A 17,995-nucleotide genomic window follows, 5' to 3' on the forward strand; every position below is an offset into this window, starting at 1 on the left:
TTTTCGCTCTGGCAAAATCTGAGTTATAAATTCTGTGAAAATAGAAATCTATAAAATTCCGGGATAGTTCATATGGCAAAACTATGTCAATGATCTATGGCGGCAGCGTATGGATTTTTCCCCATTTGCATTATATACCATCGACTTTACGGGGAGCTATTGATAAGTCTTGCAATCCCATGAGTAAACCTTACAATTTTGTCACTTAAGTACTTGCAGGCTTGCCCTCCTCCCTTCCAGTAGAGCAGCGCGCGCCTTTTCGGCCCGCGCTGCTCTGGTTATGGGCCGGAAGGCCGCACGAGCGATCTACTGACCGCCGTCATGCATTACAATCCCCCGCATTGGGGGCTGCACATCTTTATCCCCAAGCTCTGTTGTAAATCTTTCCTGCTCACTGAATCCGGTGCACCCCGATATAGTCATAAATCGATCCGATAATTCGGATGGGGACCTCCTCCTCCTTCACCACCCCATTCTCATATATGATCTTGAACCGGATGCGGTGAAGCCCCTTGGGAAGTCCTCCCTCCAACGAGCCGAGCCGCTCATCATACAGCTCTCCATGGAAGAGAACGCCGCTTTCATCAGGCTCCAGACGGGCAGTAATAGAGATGGGACTGCCGTCTTTGCCGTTGGCCTGCAAGGAAGCGGACGCTTCACGAACCGGAGCCGGCGAGCTTTCCGTCTGCACGACGAACACTTCCCCCGAATAAAAATCTTTAGGCGGAACCGTCGTATTATGCTCCTTCTCCTCATGTCTGGCCAGCCATTCAGGAGTATGATGAACCTCGGAGCGGATCGTTAACTCTTGTACCACGATCGTCTTGGTAATGGAGTCGGAGGCCAGACCGTCGGATACGGTCAGCTTCACAATCACCCGCCCGGGCTGCAGCCATCGCTGGCTAAAGCGCGGGGTATCGAATATGCTACGCTTGCCGTCAGGCCCTTCCACTTCCCACAGGTAGGTTAATGTATCTCCATCGGGATCGGTTGCGAGGGCAAAAACTTCTGCCGGGTCTCCTTCCCACAACGGTTTAGGCGACCAATCGAAATCAGCAACCGGCGGGCGGTTAATCATCATCCAGGTCGCAGAAGACCATGGTGACCAGATATGTCCATCATGCACACGAACACGTACCTGAAGCTTTTGCCTTGGCGGCAAATCTCTGTCTAATTTCCAGGAGGCCGATGTGTTGGACGTATTTTGGCTCTTCTCTCCTGTATCCAGAATTACTTTTCCGGCTTCGTCCATAATCTGTAGCTGGTACCATTTAAATACGGTGCCCGGATCCGGATCGGTTTGCTTCCATTGCAGGATCGGCCGCAGCGTATCCATCATCGCAGGCTTGTCCTTCGTGCCGTTAGGAACGGTCATCTGAGCAGCCGGAGGACGATTCGTGATCATCCAGCCGATGTTGGACCACGGAGAATAGTCTTGGCCATCCGTGACTCGTACCTGCACCTCATACTTCTGCCCCTGCTCCAGAGCAACATCTAGCGTCCACTGATTCGAAGCAGCTGTCGTGTTCTGGACTAATCCTGTCCTCTTGAGGAAAATTCGACCCCATTCATCTTTAATCTGAACGTCAAACAGTTCAAAGACCGTACCGGGATCGGGATCGCTTTGATTCCATTTAATCGTTGGTGTCACGGTAGGCACATATGTCGGGTTTGCCTTGCTTCCGTTCGGATAGGTTAAGGTCACGCTCGGAGGTCGATTGGCCGCGACAGGCTGCTTCACAACGATATCCTGCTCGTACCAGTCGCTCCATGCCCGGTATTCATCAGCTACAGCTAATCCAAGGGTATAGACTCCTTCTTCCGTTGGCCTTTGCAGCTTTCCTTGGACAGTCTGGCCGCTAGGTGTGACGTAATAATATTTCTTCTGGTAAATCCCGTGATTGCCTGCATAAGCCGCCTGACAGTTTCCGAAGCTGTAGCAGCGGTCCGGATCGTAGCTGCGCTCATTCCAAACCACCAGGTTGTTATTGTTGATGCTGGCCGTGAAATTCGCTATCGGCCTCCGATGGACAATGAGCGTTTTGATATCAAAATCCGAGTACTTCCGGTATTGGCCGAACACATTGCTCGGATAACGATAATTGGGATGAGGATCGTCCATTTCCCGATACGAAATCCGGTACAGTCCTACCTTATCGAAAACCGGAACCGGCGTCTTCCGGACGGAATTATGAAACGCAGACAACCCACTCTTGCCATCCCCGATATTCAAGAACATTGTTGTATTAATATGTTCTGTCTTCCATTCCGTTTTGTCCGGAATTTTCGGGTCATTTTCAAAATCAATGTATGTCGAATCATAAGTCACCTGCGTATCGACAATGGCATAACCATTGACTTCGCTATCCGTTCCGGCAGGCATCATCCGGGAGGAAATCCCCTTAAAAGCAACCGTATCATGAACGGAATACGGGCCGAATGTACCTCGGGTGAATGTGCCATCCGTGACTTCAATGATTGGCACCCCGTTTTCATACACCTTCAGACTGCTGCCGCGCATATCGACTTTGTAGCCGGTCCAAGTATTATCGGGAATGAAATGAGTGACTTCTTTAAGGGTCTGTTTCCTTCCATTGACGATTTTGATTAGTTTTAGCTTAGAATTAGTGGATTCTACCCGATACATATTCTTGTGGTTTTGAATCCGGAAACTCATTCCCGTTGGTAAATGATCGAATTCTTGATATGCAACCTTCTGACTCCAAGCAATCGTTCCGTTGGCCAAAGGAGGCATTTGGGCATTTATCAACTGCCCATTGGTCTGCCATTCGTTATGGTCAGGTGGTTGCTCTCCATTATACTCAAATGGGTATAGTGTAGCTTCTTCCGGGAAATAATAGCTGCCTACCACAAACTCATATCCCTGAATACCGTACCTTCCGGAACTAAAAGGAAGATCCCATAATACCCTTCCCGACTTTCGGTCAACGACTCTATATTTCTCTCCCATCCGCTCATCATCATAAGGATCCCTAATCACGTCGGTTCTAATCCCAATACCATTGACTCCTCCCCAATAGGGGAGAGTGGGAGGACGATAATCTACTTGTCTGAGGCTTCCGGTAACAAGGTCGTATTGGTGGTACTTGTCTTTCCAGTGGATTATAAGATACCTATCTTCTTGGACCTTACTCCAGATACTTGCTCCGAGATAAGAAACATCTTCAAGTTCAGTAAGAACCTGAGGCTTGCCAGAGTATCCATCCCAGCGGACTAAGTATCCTACCCACCCTCTATTCGTATCTTTTAAATGTGCATTAACAATGCTGTACTTATTTCCCCTGGAATCCTGAATATCAGTATTCAAATAAGCAGGAAGATAATCGGGATGTTTAGGATTACTATATTGCATGTCAGCAGCAGGTACATTCGAATAACTTTCAACCTTATAAGGGGTCACTAAGTTATCATAAGAATAGGAATATATTCTGCGGTTAGACAAGTCAATTTTTTTGACATCACTATTAAACTTCAAGAAGCTGTCGGCATCATACGTTCCAGTTCCGTCAGAGAATTTTAGAATCTTCCCGTCCACAGTGACGGTTTCCCCGTATTTGGTTTCTTGTATAGAAACGTGCGATGTCTCTAAGGGCTCTACCTTACCTCTTGCCAAGTCTGAAATTCGATACAGCGCATAATCCCGAAGATCGGAATAATACCTATCCATAACCCAACCTAAGTAGTTCCGAAAATAGAACATTATTTGGTCCAAATCTTCTCTGATAATCATATGGTTATCAGAATAGCCACCCTCGAATAATTTGGTTTGGTTGCCACTTGGATCTACTAAATAGTAAACGCTATTATAACCCTCCCAAACGTGCATAATATATCTATCTCCACCTAAACTATACGCAAGACTTCTTAAGTCCCTACTGTAGTAGGGTTTAGGGAGTTTCTTAGGCGTCTTGATCTGATCTGAAGAAACAGGTAAAGATATATAACCGTTAAGGTCTTTCTGAAGTTGATTCGGTTTTTGGGCTATAATCGGCGTTGTTACAAGCAGTCCATCCGGAGTTGCGGACCAATATTTTAAAATGCTCGGCTCGTCTAAAGAAGTATTCACCCATTTATTCGTCATAAAATCGCTTGCCGGATAAACAGTGGATTCAATCGGTTCCGGCTCGGTCGAAATGCCAATCGGCGTAAAACTGACCTCGGGTGCCTGATTCACGATTTCAAAGGAAAAGTATCCGGTCGCATGTTTACCCCAATCCTCCTCGGCATACACCTTCAGGCAATATTTCCCTACTTTATCTGCGGTGTAGTTCACCACTCCACCGCCAGAGCCTATTTTCCGGAAGTCCGCTTCGTTGCACTTGCCGTCATTGTTGGAATCATAGGCCACATACAGATCATTGACAACGATAGCGTCACCATCCGGACTATATGTTTCGTTCTTAATCGGCAGCGGTGTATTCCGGAGTCCGATAGAGTTATAGGCCAGCTTGGGAACCGGCGGCAAATCTTCCTTCACCACAAGCTTATGAATGGCTTTATTTTCGGGTAAAGAACGCAATCCGGTATTGTCTTCCACTTCCAAGGTGATCGTTTCAATCCCCGGCTTCGGGTACACATCCCGTCTATTTTCCCAAATGTGCTTGGATATGGTTCGCCCGGGAACATACGTAAAACTGTTTTCCCCATGGATCGGTGGCTTCACGGGACGTCCCTCAACTACGGAATCAGGTGCAGTTATGATGGGGATCGGGTTAGGCTCGACCACCGTAATCATCGCCTTGCTGGTTGAAGAAGCTCCTTGGGGATCCGTTGCGGTCGCCATGATTTCATGTGTTCCCAGCTCTGTAGCTTTTAGATTGTTGAACTCCGTATTTCCGGGCCAGAGCTGGTAATAATCCGGCAATCCGCGAATCCATGAACTCTTACTATCTTCGAAGTGGAAATAGTATTCGATTGGGTCCCCGTCCGGATCATAAGGCTCGGGTGGATTGGTTGTCGGATTTTGGATAACCCGTAGGTTCACATAGGAATCCTTGACGACAATGGTGGCTGAAGGAATAAAACCATAATAATCCCCTTGCTGAAACCAACCGATACTGAACACAGGCGGCCGGTTATCCGGATTCGTTTCAATCTCCAACGGCTTCGGCCCGATCCAGTCGGAATTTCCGCAGGTCGTTTGTATCTGCATGTACACTTGAACCGTTCCCACTTGTAGGGAATAAGGGTATCTTTGGACATAATTTTGGGTTTTTCCTTTAACGAGTGGCGTATCCTCTACGCTCCACCCATTTTGATAATACCGGAATTTATGGCTGACGTATTCACAGCCGGTTCCCTTCACCACAATATTTTTCGGCTTGAGCGTAAAGGAATCTCGGAACTGAATTTTGCCGGGTACAATTTCAAAATCCCCGGTAATCTCCTTTTCTTCAATCGGATTGTCGTCACAATGCCGGCTGGCCGCATACAGTTTCTTGATCTCATTATTAGACTTCGTTTCTTCGGTGATGCGGTTATCCGGATCGAGCTTGATGACAAATTCGGTGGACCGTTCATTGGTAAACTTATACGTGAACTGCTCCTTGATCGTCTGATTGGATCCCATCTTCGAATAATTAAACGTCTTATGGAGCTGGCCGGCGACCCACACTTCAACCGTAAACGGCGTATCGATGGCTCGTCCACCGTTACTAAAGGAAAACTCAAACGGTGTCTCCACATTTAAAGCAATACAATCCACCAAAGTCTTGAAGTCAAGGCTACCTAAATCGGGTTTCTCTGTTGGCTTCAAATACACCGTCACTTTACCGCTATATTCATAGGAGATCCCTTGCCAGAAGGCATTGATCTCCATTTTGTAGTTGCGGCCTTGGGTATGTCCAGTAATTGGAGTATCTGAAGGAATTATAGTATAGTCTCTAGGTGATTGATTATTGTTCCCATCTAGCATCTTTGCAACCCGTACCATCCCTTTGCCCGGTAATGCCCCTTCTGAAACTCCTCCGGTTTCAAGAATAACTACCTCAGGGGTTATAATTGATGATTTTTCTTTAATAATACGAATACTTTCTGGTACTACTGCGGATACGGGTATCGTTTTACCAGCCGGGTTTCTAATCATACTCTCATCTAGGTAATATAGACTTGGAGAATCCACTTCATAAGCGGTCGTTACGGCTTTGCCCTGAAACTGCAAATCATAGGGAAGATGGCTGGGAAAAGGTCCCGGGCAATCGGATACACCATTCTTCACACAACTTCCAGGAAAGGAGTATTTTGCTGTTCGCTCTCCTTGTGTTTGCCAATGGGTTCCTGCAGCATTTCGCCAAATATAGTGCCCTGGATTCGTTTCCGTTTTGTTGGCAACTTGTTTTTCAATACCTTTAACGTTAGGAAGCGTAAGTACATTCCCAGATAATGTTCCACCGTTTTTGGTTTTGGTTCCGTTCACTTCGATTTCCCAATAATCAATCTCCCGATTACCGAAATTTAGATTTACAGTTAGTCCGGAAAGAGTACTCGAAGGAAGATAGGAATATTTTACGTTGTCTATAATTACCTCAGATCCACCAAATTGGATATCTAAAGACTCTGCTTGCAGTTTTCCACTAGGAAAAAGTAGTAAAATACTACTTAACAAAAGTAGGGTTAATAGAACTGCAATGATTGGTTTAAAAAACCTCTTTACTTTCACGTCTATATCACCTTATTCCCTCATTGGCTTTGTCAAATAATTAAAGCCTTTTTGAGGTTCATATCTGTTAGATATATCGATCCAAAAGTCTCCAGTAGAAATCCTATCTTCTACCTCTGTTTTAGGCATAGTCATAAACATCCAACCGGTTTCATTAAATTGTTTACTCATAAGATAAGTTTGAAAATAGGTCACAGGGGTAGGATGATCCGAGTAAGAATAAGCCAGAATAAAGTGATACCCCGGCCCAAAATACTGACTAAAATCCCAATATCCTTCTCTAAGAGTGTTATTGGTCGCCTGGAATTCCATTGCAATCAAATAATCATGATCGGGCAGGTCACCATTATTTTTCTCTACTCTTGGAAACCAAGATCTAAATGCCGCATCCGGATCTTCCATATCCACCACCAATACTTGCTTCAATGTAACATCTACCTCGGCTCCGTATGACAAATTCATCGGAAACTCTCCTTCTGGTAGAACTCCCAAAATCGACTCCATATTCGTATTGCGCCACTCAACCTCGGCGTAGCTGGCTGCCCGCTTATCGACTTCCAGCTCCTTGCCTTCCTTCAAATCCAGGATGCGTTGAATAATAGTCACCGATTGCGCCCTAGTAGCCGTTTCCTCTTTCCCTAACTGGCCATCGGCCATTCCGGTGATCAGCCCAGTCTTGGTCGCCAGGAACATCAATTCTTCGTCACTGCTTTGATTTTCTGCAGATTGCAGTTCTTCATTGGCCGCCCGAACGGCAATTCTGGCCATTTCCAGCCGACTAATCGGGGTATCCCATGTTCCGTTATTAAAGTCCGAGTACCGGTGATAACCGGCATTAACAACAGCCGAAATATAGGGATCGTACCATTGATTGTCACTATCCTTGTTCAATGGATCTAAGCCCATAGCTTTTGTAACCATCGTTACATACTCAGCCCGTGTAATGTCGCGATCCGGCCTAAACGTTCCATCCTCATAGCCGTCCACATAACCGGCCTCTATCGCTTGCTGAATCGATTGCTCACCCCAGTGGCCTTTAATATCCGACAAGTAAACTTGAACCGGGGCCTTAGCCTCCTTTACAGCGCCTGTTCTCTCTTCCTGCGGCTCCTCTTTGCCTGCGGCAAGCAAGGACGAATGATTGGTGCATCCCGTCATCATTAATGCTGCGGCTACGCCAACGGTAATGAATTTGTTTTTGAATGGAATTGTTTTCATGTTTCAAACCTCCAATGATTATTGTGAATGCTATAATATGGCCTAAAACAGGCTTCCAATAGGATCCAAAGAAAGGGCAGCCTACGGCCGATTAGGCTTTTATACCTATAACAATTTCTACAAACAAATAGTTCATTCCTCCTAATTTGACAAATTTAACTAGTAAATCCTCATTTGAGGAAAAGCTTAACGGAGAGTTCAGTGCGGCCAAAATAAACAAACCGCCCCTATACTCGCATTCGAGAATAAGGGCGGTTCTTCCGCACGGTTTATTGGATTTGTCTCTACTATAAGCGATATTCCAATCTATGGCAAGACCTACTTTGACTCTGCGTATCCATTGATCTCTATCGCGGAATCATGCTACCTTAGGCTAAGTAGCTAAAGATATTTTCTCATCCATCTGCCATAATGCTCTGAGGAGGGCTTAATATGCATAACAAACCGGGATTTATCATCGATTTGGACGGCACTATGTACGTGGGAACCCGTCCCATACCGGGAGCGGCCGAGTTTATCGAACGGCTTCGGGAAGCCGGCTTTCCCTTCGTTTACGCCACCAACAATTCCAGCCGGCGGCCGGAGCAGGTCGCGGAACACCTGCGTTCCGTAGCCGGTGTTGAAGCTCGGCCGGACGAAGTCCTTACTTCCGCTCAGGCCGCGGCCCGCTATATCTCCGGAAGGCAGCCGGGGGCACGCACCTTCGTCATCGGCGAAGAAGGTCTGCTGCATGCCGCTCATGAGGCAGGCCTCGTGGTCACCGGGGAAGAACCTGAATTCGTCCTTCAGGGAATCGATCGGCAGTTCAGTTACTCCAAGCTCGAGGCGGCCGTCCGCCACATTCGGAACGGCGCCGCTTATGTCCTGACGAACCCGGACCATCTGCTGCCCGGTGAAGGCGGCTTCCGGCCGGGAGCAGGTTCCCTGGCGGCAGCCATCCGGATGGCGAGCGAAGCCGAGCCGGTCGTTATCGGCAAGCCATCGTCCATTCTGCTCGAGATGGCCGTCGAAGCACTCGGCATTCCCGCCGGCGAAGCCTGGGTTGTGGGAGATAACCTTCGGACCGACATTCAAGGAGGAATCTCGGCCGGATGCCGGACTGCGCTGGTTTTGACCGGTCTCGTGACACCCGATCAAGCGGACAAGCTGATCGCCGGCTCAGCCATCCGACCAGACCTGGTGTGCCGCGATCTGCTGGAGCTCTTTGAACGCCTTGCCGCGAAACGATAACGAGATTGTGTGACCATGGCGATAACGCAGATCATTTAAGGTTTAAGAAGTCAAGCGGCGGCTTCTTCCTTGCCCGCTAACTTCCATCAAGCGAAATTACCCATGCTTTCTTCCGTATGCCCGGGCATATGACATGACCCTATTGTACATAGCCCGGTCCACCTTTCTAATAGGGGCAAATTGGGGCTGTCTGGAATTGACCTCCAGTACGAACAGCTGCTTGCTCTCCTCTTCAACGGCGAAATCAATCCCCATCTCCCGCATGCCGGACTTCTTCTTGCTCAGTACGCGGGCAATTTGAAGCGCGGTCTTTCTTATTAGTGCCAATCTTTCCTCCCCTTCCTCCGGGGAAAGCTGAAGCTGTCTGAACAGCTTGCTCATATTGACCAGCCTGCCGCCTTGATGATAATTGGTGACGATTTTATTCGGCTTGCCCACTTTGGCGATAACGCCGGTACACGTCCACTTGCCTTTGGGCTTACGTTGAACCATGGCGCGTAAATCATAAGGGTTCCCCTGCACCCGATCCAAACCGACAGCCTGTTGAATAAGCAGTTTTTTCTTTTTTACATTAAGCAGATGGCGGTATAACGAATGAATGTCTGTAAACCTTCTGGTTCTCTTCCTGGAACGAAGCAGATATCCTTCGTCATCCGTTTCCAGCTTATAGATACCGATACCTAGGGAACCTACGTTAGGTTTAATGTACAAGCACCGGAACGATTCGGTCATTCGTTTAAGATTTTTTTTCGAGAAAGAAGTGGTGTAAGGGAGATGTTTGCTGACCTGGTGATTCGCTGCCAAATAATAATAGACTTTCAGCTTACCAACTATGGTGGCGCTATTGTAGTTTTTTGTTCTCAATCGAATTCACCTCAAAATACTGTATGTGCCCGTCACGGTGAATGGCTGTGTGATCGTTTAGTTAGATAAGAAATAGACATTTGAACCAAATCATTAGCACCAGCCTACTATTCCAGGTCCATGTCCTTACAGCATAGAGATGGCCCGAGTAAGAAGAGCTATAAAACCGAATAGGCCCTCATTAACGATGCGGAACCCCGGCAGGCCGCTTACTCAGCCGCTCGCAAGGTGCTTGCTTGGAAAAAGATCATATTGCCAGCCAGACTGGATAGGTTTAAGATTGATAGAGACATCAAAACTATTGCTTAATCAGGAGGTCCTGCCATGTTCGCTGCCATATTCCGGCGGAAATGGACAACCGTAGACTATGTGCTGGTCGTCGTACTCGCTGCATTATACGCGGTTGCTCTCATGACGCTGGCGAACATTAAATTGATTCCTTCCGTTCCGGTTCGTCCGGCCAACGCCCTACAACCGGTATTCGGAATGCTGTTTGGATTGCCCGGCTGCCTGGGTCTCGCCTTCGGCAATCTCATTAACGATCTGATCATAGGCGATCCGCTGCCGCATAAGCTGATCGTCGGTTTTATCATTAACTTTCTGGGCGGTTTTCTCGGGTTGTTGTTCGTCAGCCATCCCCTTCTGAAAACCATACGAAGCGTCGTTGAATATTATTTCTTCGTGGTCATACTCGCTTCAGGTATCATAGCCGGATCGATCTGGGTGAATGTGCTTCTCGGCTTTACTCCCGTTGAGATTGCCACTGCCTTCACGCCGATTGTGTTTGCTAACCAGGCTATCGCCACCGGAGTGCTTGGTCCGGTGCTGCTGAGACTGCTCCATCCTTTCGTCAAGAGAGCCGGCCTATACCGCGGTCTGCCCATTCGGACCTCCGGATCGACAGTAAATAATCAAGGAGTCAACAATGCGTGAGGAGAAACCGATTCTTGAACTCGAAGATGTTTCCTGGCGTTATGAGGACCGCAGCCATCCGGCTTTGAACGGGATCCATCTGCGAGTCCGCCGGGGAGAGGTCGTAGGGGTGACCGGACCGTCCGGAGCCGGTAAAACGACGCTTCTTCTCGCCCTAAGCGGTCTGATTCCCTCCAATTACGAAGGGGAATTCTCGGGAACCCGCCTGGCGGAAGGGGAGATCGGAATCGTCTTCCAGGACCCCGAGACTCAATTCATCGGTTTGACGGTGGAGGAAGAGATCGCTTTTCCGTTGGAAAATCGGGGATACCGCGATGAAGATATCGATCGGATCATTCCAAGAGTGCTGGAGCGGGTCCGTTTGTCCGGATTTGAACGGCGCTCTCCTTTCGATTTGTCGGGAGGGGAGAAGCAGAGGGTGGCCATCGCCTCCGCATTGGCGGTTTCACCACCCATTCTCATCCTGGACGAGCCGACCTCCGAGCTTGATCCGTTAGGCGCCAGAGAGGTTTTTGCACTGCTGCAGCAGTTGAAGCTGGAGCGGGAAATGACGATTATCGTATCGTCTCATGCAACGGAGGAGCTGGCTCAATTCTGCGACCGAATGATTCTGCTGGGCAACGGGGCTATTACCGTGGATGCCCCGGCCGGAGAGTTCTTCGCTATGACCGAGCTGCTTGAGGCTTCCGGCATCTACGTCCCGGATCTAATCAGCTTCCATCACGGGCTTCGGAGGCAAGAGAGCGTACCGGTTACGCCCCCCTTATCCGTAGAAGAAGCGGTCCGCTGGTACCGGTCGCTCCGGGCAAAGGAGGGATCGGGCGTATGACAGCCATCCTTCGCTTCGAGCATGTTCATTATCAATATCACCCGGGCCGGCCCGTGCTGAAAGATATCCATTTCTCGCTAAGGCGCGGGGAATCGGTTGCGTTGATCGGCGGCAACGGCTCAGGTAAGACAACGCTGGCCAAGCATTGCAACGGCTTGTACAAGCCGACCTCCGGCAAAGTGTATGTAGATGGACGGGACACGGCTTCAATGGCTATTTCCGATTTATCTTCCACGGTGTCTTACTGCTACCAGAACCCGGATCACCAAATTTTTCAATCCACCATTTGGGATGAGGTCGCCTTCGGGCCCCGAAATCTCGGGCTGTCGGAAGAGGAAGTGGAGAACCGGGTAACCGAAGCTCTGACTGCCGTCGGATTGAATGAAGCACGCGCGGAAGAGCCTTATTTTGCCGGCAAAGGGGAACGGCAGAAGATTGCCGTCGCCTCCGTGCTTGCCATGAAGCCGCAGGTGATTGTGCTCGATGAGCCTACCACCGGTCTCGATCACCGCGGCGTCACGGACATGATGTCGCTCATCGAACAGTTAAACCAAGAGGGACACACTATCCTGATGGTGACCCACGATATGCGTCTTGTTGCCCGCTATGCCCATCGCGTCATCGTCCTCCGGCAGGGAGTGATTATAGAGGATGGCAGTACGGAAGAGGTATTCGCCAAGCCGGATGTTCTGGCTGAAGCGCAGGTAGAGCCTCCATCGGTAACCCGGTTTGCGCTGGGCTGCGGATGGTCCAGTCCTCTCCCGCTCACCCTGGAGGGTTTACAACAGCGTGCGGCAAAGGAAGATGAACATGAGTAACCCTGTACATTCTGCAGTACCGTCAGCAGCGCCAAGTTCCCGAACAATGGCGGGAATGCATCCCAGCGCCAAGCTGCTTCTATTTCTTCTGGCCGGCAGCCTGGCCTTGATCTTTCAAGATCCCCGATATTTGGCCGGTGTAGCTCTGCTTCACCTGCTGCTCGTGTCCCGAATCGGCTGGACGCGTTCGCTCTTCCGGACCTTTCTTATTCTGGGGGGCATTTCCTCCGTCTTCACTGCAGTTTCCTGGCTGCTGTTTGTCCGGGTGGGAAATGCATATTGGGAAGGCACGATCCCTTGGATCGGATATGCGATTCAGATAACGGATACGGGAATATTATGGTCGATAGGCATGGGATTACGTATCGCTACCCTTGTGATGCTGTCGGTATTCTATTTATTTACAACCTCTCCGCGGGAAATGGCCATGGCCTTGAAAGGAATCGGCCTTCCTTTCTCCATCGGCTTCCTGATCTCGCTCATCTTTCGCTTCATCCCCCTCGTCAAGAATGATCTGGCGACGATCCGGGAAGCGCAGATGGTCCGGGGGGTCCGATGGGATCGTGGCAGCCTGTTCACCAAGCTGAAGGCATATGCGGCCTTGATCATTCCCTTGATCTTTACCTCGTTAAAGAGAGTTCAGCTTATCGCCAACGCTCTGGATTCCAAGGGCTTTCAAATTCGCAACCGCAAGCATCGGTATTACCGGATGCCCCGCTGGAAAGGACAAGAAATCGCCTGGATTGTAATCAGTGCTTGCCTTGTAGGCCTCTGCCTGTATTTGGCGCGCCTGCATCCGAATTTGTACGGCATTCTTATTCCTACCCGAATCTAAGAAAAAGCCTCCGATATCCTAGCTAGAAGGGTCGAAGGCTTTTTTCCTTTTTGTTAAGCGGCAGTCGTTCGCTATTCAACAGATCACTCCAGGCCGAATATATACCTCTGGATTAGAACGGCTACGCCATCCTCGGTATTCGCCGGGGCAACAGTATCCGCGGCTCTCTTCACTTCCTCCTGCGCGTTGCCCATAGCCGCGCCCAGACCGGCTGCACGAATCAAAGCGAGGTCATTGATGCTGTCACCCGCAGCAATCACCTCGTCCATGCTGATTCCAAGCATTTCGCATACTTTGCCGACTCCGCTCGCTTTATGAATTCCCGGAGGATTGAATTCCAGATTGCAGGGATGGGAATTAGAAATTTCAAAGGCTCCGATCCTCGAGGATTCCCTGCGAATCCACTCCAGATGCTCCTTGTTCTCAGAATGCACGGCAAAACTGAACCACTGAAACGCCTCCTCCTGGTCCGGCCAGCGGTCTTGCCTGAAGGTTCCTTCCACGGCATGGCCCCAGAATTTCACTTCGCAATGCCTCGCTAACCGCACAAGCTCCGGCACCGCCTCCGGCCGCAGCAGCGTACGCTGCAGCAGCTCGCCCGGCCTGAGCCAAACGTCGCTTCCATTCACGGTTACCAACGGTCCGTCAAGCTCCAATTGCTGAAAATATGGCATGACGGATGGAAGGTTCCGTCCTGTAGCCAGCATGACCGTTATCCCTGCTTCGCGGGCTTTTGCTATCCAACGCCTGTTCTCCTGTGAAATCGAATGCTCATGATCCAGCAACGTTCCGTCCATATCGAGCGCTAGCAATTTATAGCTGCTCATTCCCCCGCCTCCTATCTATCCTTGGCGCCAACCGCTCCGCGGTTCGGATGAAATCAACTCCGTCCGCCCAGCGGCGCAAATCATGCCTTCTCCCTCGAATGCGTACCTGCTGATCGTCCACTTCAATGAAGAGACTTTCGCTGATGCTTCCGGACAGCGGTACCGATTCTTGATCGAAAGGATTACGGACCGATGAAGAGCCGATGAAGACATTGATCTCTTCATAATATATATTCGGGCAAGAGAGTTGTAAATGAGTATGGCCGGAAAAATAGACGACCTTAGGATATTTGGCCAGCATCGCTGTAGGTTCACCTTCCCGCTGTCGTCCAGAATCAAATGATAAGTGCTCGAATCGAACGGTTCGTTTCCGGATGATCGTCTCGGCCAGGCGGAAGTTAGTCTCGATATAGAGACTGCTTTCTTCAAATAATGGAAACTAATTGTCGGGAAGAATCGTCTAACAGAGTAGGAGTCATTGAGGGATGCAAGCAATGACTGATCGAAATGTGCCGGTTGCCGGTTTTATTAAGCGCCGACGGCGGCATAAGATGAATCGAATGAGGTTAAGATCGGCGGGGACAGCAGCCCGGGACATTCTTCGGGAAGCGTATTTACGCTGAGTCAAGCCCCTGTATACCAAATAACTCTCGTTCAAAGCACTTAGACACTATTAAGGTTTTTTTAAGACTATTCCCTATTCTGTCTTAAGAAATGATTCCTATAATGAACAAGGAGATCCAAAATAAAAAAATAAAGGGGGACCTGAATTTGCAGCTTCCATTGGAAAGGCCTTCGGCTCGCCGGCAGCAAGGATGGCTTCGCAGCAACTTCAAGCCGCTTCTGCTGCTGCTGACCATTCCGCTGTTGAACATCGTCTACCCGCTGCTTAATCATCCTGGGCGCGGAGTGACTTATTTGACAACGGCATTGGACCATCGCATTCCATTCTTGAAAATATTCGTGTTGCCTTATATCGCGTGGTATGCTTTTATTATTTTCGTCCTTGTATTATTATGTGCGAAGGACCGGATGACCTATTTCCGGACGCTGGGTTCCTTTCATATCGGACTTATCGTTTGCTATATTATTTTTTATTTCTACCAAACGGCGGCCCCCCGCCCGGAGCTAACCGGAGATGATTGGTTAACCGCTTTGGTCCGGTTCATCTATTGGTCGGATCAGCCGTTCAACTGTCTTCCAAGCATTCATGTGCTGACGAGCTATCTGGTCATGAGGGGATTGCTGGCAAGCTCGATTCGGGGCTTCGGGTTGCGGCTGTTTACTATCGTTACCGCGGTGCTTATTATTTTATCGACGCTGTTTATTAAACAGCATGTAATATTGGATGTGTTCGCAGGCATTCTGCTGGGTGAATTGGCTTTCGTCCTGAGCCAGGCCATCATTCAGCAGGTCCTGAACGGAAGGAGCAAGCATGTATGGCAAAAGAAACAATACTCCTTGTCGACGATGAAAAAGAAATAGTTGATCTGCTGGAAATTTATTTAAAAAATGACGGTTATCAGCTTCTTAAAGCCTATAACGGCCTGGAAGCATTGAACATATTAGAGTCCCATGTTGTCGATCTCATTATTCTGGATATCATGATGCCCAAGATGGACGGCATTCAGGCCTGTCTGAAAATCCGCGAGCAGAGGAACATGCCGATTATCATGTTGTCGGCGAAGAGCCAGGACATGGACAAGATCACGGGCCTCAGCATGGGAGCGGACGATTATGTGACGAAGCCGTTCAATCCGCTTGAGCTTATGGCGCGGGTCAAATCCCAGCTCAGACGCTACAACAGGCTGAACACCCCCTCCGCTGCCAAGGCAGAGGAGATAGAGATCGATGATCTTACCATCAATGTAGCTACCCATGAGGTCAAAGTCGACGGACGTGAGGTCAAGCTTACTCCGCGGGAATTTTCCATTCTGGAGCTGCTGGCCAGAAACCGGGGCATGGTCTTCAGTATTGAGAAAATATACGAGCGGGTTTGGAAGGAAGCTTTCTTCGAGTCGGAAAATACGGTGATGGTGCATATTCGAAAAATAAGGGAGAAAATCGAGGACAATCCCCGAAAGCCCCGATTTATAAAGACAGTGTGGGGGGTCGGCTATAAAATTGAAAATTAAATTCACGCCGTTCAAATGGCTTGGCCGGATTTTTCCTTTTAATTGGATCGGGGACATCTTCCGCTTCTCCTTTAAAATGCTGATCCAGGGCGTCAATAAAGTTCAGGAGAGCATCCGGCTGCAGTTGATCGTCACCTTCGTCATTTGTCTTCTCGTCTCGATGCTCACTTACAGCCTGAGCGCTACCTTTTTCGACCAGTATAATAAAGTTGCCCGGATTGATTATACCGAGGGCAAGGCAGAGATTGAAAGAGAGGCAAGAAGTATCGTTACCCGGCTGCAATATAAGCTTTCGGGAATATCTGAGGATGAAGTCAAGCCCATTATAGAGGATATGGTCCAATACAGCTCCTATAAAATGCTGATCCTATCTCTTGACGGGAAAGTGCTGTATAAGACCCCCAATACAACGGAAACCCAAGTCGACGTTCACCACCTCATCTCCAATGCGATGAATGAACGTATTTATAACGATAATACTTCGAAGGAATTCATCTCCTTTTTTCCGATTGATTTGGTTAGCGAGAAGGCTTATCTGGTAGTAAGCGGGATTCCGCGCCCGCAAATTGAATATGACCCGGGTTCCAGTCCGATTCCGCTAATAGCCGCAGTTGCCGCATTCATAGGTTTGTTCTACTGGCTGACGAAACGAAAGATGAAGGACGTGGAGGAGCTTGCCCAGGGGCTGCTGGAAATCTCCAAGGGCAATCTGGATTACAGGGTCCCGCATAAGTCCTCCGATGAACTGGGCTCGCTGGCGGACAACATCAACCACATGGCGAAGGAACTGCAGCGAACGATTGAGGAAGAAAGGCTGGCGGAGCGCACCAAGAACGAACTCATTACGAATGTCTCCCATGATCTGCGCACTCCCCTCACTCTCATTATCGGCTATTTGCGGCTGCTTAAAGATAAAAATTATGAGAACGAAAGGCAAGCGGAGACTTATCTGAATATCGCCGCCAGCAAATCGGAAAAGTTAAAGGGACTGATTGACGACCTGTTTGAATACACGAAGCTGTCCAATCACGGAGTCAGCCTCGCCAAGGAAAGGGTCTGCCTGAATGAATTGATCGAACAGCTTCTGGAAGAAACGGTCAGCTATGCGGAAGAGAACGAGCTTGTGCTGGAACGTCATCTTCCCGCTGAGAAGCTTATGGCGCATATCGACGCGGACAAAATCATCCGGGTGTTCGAAAATTTACTGACCAACGCCATTAAATACAGCTCCAAGCCCGGTGTGGTGTCTGTCCGTTTGACCAGAGAAGAAGGATATGCTCATATATGTGTCATCAATAATGGAGACCCCATTCCGGAAGATGAGCTGGACAAGCTGTTCGAAAGATTCTACCGCATTGACGCTTCGAGAACGTCCTCGACCGGAGGCTCGGGACTCGGACTGGCCATCGCCAAGAGCATTGTGGAAAACCATGACGGCAAAATCTGGGCCGAAACCGTAGGCCGCGAGATCCGCTTCTGCGTTCGCCTTGAACTGATTGACAGTTAATGATGTATTTCAAGGACTGTCTCAAATTCGCATAAAACGGAACATCCTATAAAGAAATGAAGCCAAAAAGGACCTCAAATCCCACTATGGAGCGGAAATGGGGTCCTTTTTTAGCTGCCA

General features: G+C 49.0%; 13 protein-coding genes. 8 read left to right on the forward strand and 5 right to left on the reverse strand.

The genetic code is table 11. The features are described from left to right. Positions 1 to 391: 391 nt before the first annotated feature. Both ACTHRH_RS09710 and ACTHRH_RS09715 read right to left on the reverse strand, forming a co-directional pair. The gene (locus ACTHRH_RS09710) at positions 392 to 5,839 is read right to left on the reverse strand and encodes a CARDB domain-containing protein (RefSeq protein WP_440415314.1); all 5,448 of its coding nucleotides are present in this window, start codon (positions 5,837 to 5,839) and stop codon (positions 392 to 394) included. A gap of 852 nt (positions 5,840 to 6,691) precedes the next feature. Beyond that, positions 6,692 to 7,897: an S-layer homology domain-containing protein gene (locus ACTHRH_RS09715; protein WP_440415316.1), complete on the reverse strand. Its 1,206-nt coding sequence runs from the start codon at positions 7,895 to 7,897 to the stop codon at positions 6,692 to 6,694. Between the two features lie 432 nt (positions 7,898 to 8,329). On the opposite strand from ACTHRH_RS09715, the gene ACTHRH_RS09720 reads away from it, so the two are divergent. After that, a complete protein-coding gene (locus ACTHRH_RS09720; RefSeq protein ID WP_144940495.1) occupies positions 8,330 to 9,127 on the forward strand; it encodes an HAD-IIA family hydrolase in 798 nt (265 codons plus the stop codon). Positions 9,128 to 9,223: 96 nt separating this feature from the next. Here ACTHRH_RS09720 and ACTHRH_RS09725 read toward each other — a convergent pair whose 3' ends face one another. After that, entirely contained in the window at positions 9,224 to 9,991 is a 768-nt protein-coding gene (locus ACTHRH_RS09725) for a YheC/YheD family protein (RefSeq protein WP_144940497.1), read from the reverse strand. A gap of 324 nt (positions 9,992 to 10,315) precedes the next feature. Here ACTHRH_RS09725 and ACTHRH_RS09730 point away from each other — a divergent pair, with 324 nt between their 5' ends. The 4 genes from ACTHRH_RS09730 to ACTHRH_RS09745 are packed head-to-tail and all read left to right on the forward strand — an operon-like array spanning position 10,316 to position 13,406. Continuing rightward, positions 10,316 to 10,924 (forward strand): QueT transporter family protein, encoded by a 609-nt coding sequence (locus ACTHRH_RS09730; RefSeq protein WP_144940499.1) that lies wholly within the window; start codon positions 10,316 to 10,318, stop codon positions 10,922 to 10,924. Then, a complete protein-coding gene (locus ACTHRH_RS09735) occupies positions 10,917 to 11,753 on the forward strand; it encodes an energy-coupling factor ABC transporter ATP-binding protein (protein WP_379291555.1) in 837 nt (278 codons plus the stop codon). Before ACTHRH_RS09730 ends, ACTHRH_RS09735 begins: the two co-directional genes overlap by 8 nt. Next, on the forward strand, positions 11,750 to 12,571 hold the full coding sequence (locus ACTHRH_RS09740) for an energy-coupling factor ABC transporter ATP-binding protein (protein WP_440415319.1): 822 nt from the start codon (positions 11,750 to 11,752) through the stop codon (positions 12,569 to 12,571). Before ACTHRH_RS09735 ends, ACTHRH_RS09740 begins: the two co-directional genes overlap by 4 nt. Continuing rightward, positions 12,564 to 13,406 carry an energy-coupling factor transporter transmembrane component T family protein gene (locus ACTHRH_RS09745; RefSeq protein WP_379291559.1) on the forward strand — a complete coding sequence of 281 codons (843 nt, stop codon included), beginning with the start codon at positions 12,564 to 12,566 and terminating at the stop codon, positions 13,404 to 13,406. The genes ACTHRH_RS09740 and ACTHRH_RS09745 overlap by 8 nt, the downstream gene beginning before the upstream one ends. Positions 13,407 to 13,489: 83 nt before the next feature. On the opposite strand, the gene ACTHRH_RS09750 is transcribed toward ACTHRH_RS09745, so the two are convergent. Both ACTHRH_RS09750 and ACTHRH_RS09755 read right to left on the reverse strand, forming a co-directional pair. After that, the gene (locus ACTHRH_RS09750) at positions 13,490 to 14,233 is read right to left on the reverse strand and encodes an HAD family hydrolase (protein WP_440415322.1); all 744 of its coding nucleotides are present in this window, start codon (positions 14,231 to 14,233) and stop codon (positions 13,490 to 13,492) included. Continuing rightward, entirely contained in the window at positions 14,220 to 14,534 is a 315-nt protein-coding gene (locus ACTHRH_RS09755; RefSeq protein WP_440415324.1) for a hypothetical protein, read from the reverse strand. Before ACTHRH_RS09755 ends, ACTHRH_RS09750 begins: the two co-directional genes overlap by 14 nt. A 470-nt stretch (positions 14,535 to 15,004) precedes the next feature. Between ACTHRH_RS09755 and ACTHRH_RS09760 the strand changes: the two genes are divergently transcribed. From ACTHRH_RS09760 to ACTHRH_RS09770, 3 genes are read left to right on the forward strand one after another with little or no spacing between them, the layout of a single operon-like run. Then, positions 15,005 to 15,718 (forward strand): phosphatase PAP2 family protein, encoded by a 714-nt coding sequence (locus ACTHRH_RS09760; RefSeq protein WP_186328469.1) that lies wholly within the window; start codon positions 15,005 to 15,007, stop codon positions 15,716 to 15,718. Next, positions 15,673 to 16,368, forward strand: coding sequence for a response regulator transcription factor (locus ACTHRH_RS09765; protein ID WP_144940507.1), 696 nt, complete (start codon positions 15,673 to 15,675; stop codon positions 16,366 to 16,368). Before ACTHRH_RS09760 ends, ACTHRH_RS09765 begins: the two co-directional genes overlap by 46 nt. Beyond that, positions 16,358 to 17,875 carry a sensor histidine kinase gene (locus tag ACTHRH_RS09770; RefSeq protein WP_260982203.1) on the forward strand — a complete coding sequence of 506 codons (1,518 nt, stop codon included), beginning with the start codon at positions 16,358 to 16,360 and terminating at the stop codon, positions 17,873 to 17,875. Before ACTHRH_RS09765 ends, ACTHRH_RS09770 begins: the two co-directional genes overlap by 11 nt. The last annotated feature ends 120 nt before the right edge of the window (positions 17,876 to 17,995 follow it).

The organism is Paenibacillus sp. SAFN-117 (assembly GCF_051966115.1).
GTDB classification, from domain to species: Bacteria; Bacillota; Bacilli; order Paenibacillales; family NBRC-103111; genus Paenibacillus_L; species Paenibacillus_L residui.

Coding starts and splice junctions, on each gene's coding strand:
- ACTHRH_RS09745 (WP_379291559.1), top strand. CDS start 12,564: ATGAGTAACCCTGTACATTCTGCAGTACCGTCAGCAGCGCCAAGTTCC.
- ACTHRH_RS09755 (WP_440415324.1), bottom strand. CDS start 14,534: ATGCTGGCCAAATATCCTAAGGTCGTCTATTTTTCCGGCCATACTCAT.
- ACTHRH_RS09735 (WP_379291555.1), top strand. CDS start 10,917: ATGCGTGAGGAGAAACCGATTCTTGAACTCGAAGATGTTTCCTGGCGT.
- ACTHRH_RS09730 (WP_144940499.1), top strand. CDS start 10,316: ATGTTCGCTGCCATATTCCGGCGGAAATGGACAACCGTAGACTATGTG.
- ACTHRH_RS09715 (WP_440415316.1), bottom strand. CDS start 7,897: ATGAAAACAATTCCATTCAAAAACAAATTCATTACCGTTGGCGTAGCC.
- ACTHRH_RS09750 (WP_440415322.1), bottom strand. CDS start 14,233: ATGAGCAGCTATAAATTGCTAGCGCTCGATATGGACGGAACGTTGCTG.
- ACTHRH_RS09740 (WP_440415319.1), top strand. CDS start 11,750: ATGACAGCCATCCTTCGCTTCGAGCATGTTCATTATCAATATCACCCG.
- ACTHRH_RS09720 (WP_144940495.1), top strand. CDS start 8,330: ATGCATAACAAACCGGGATTTATCATCGATTTGGACGGCACTATGTAC.
- ACTHRH_RS09710 (WP_440415314.1), bottom strand. CDS start 5,839: ATGGAGATCAATGCCTTCTGGCAAGGGATCTCCTATGAATATAGCGGT.
- ACTHRH_RS09765 (WP_144940507.1), top strand. CDS start 15,673: ATGGCAAAAGAAACAATACTCCTTGTCGACGATGAAAAAGAAATAGTT.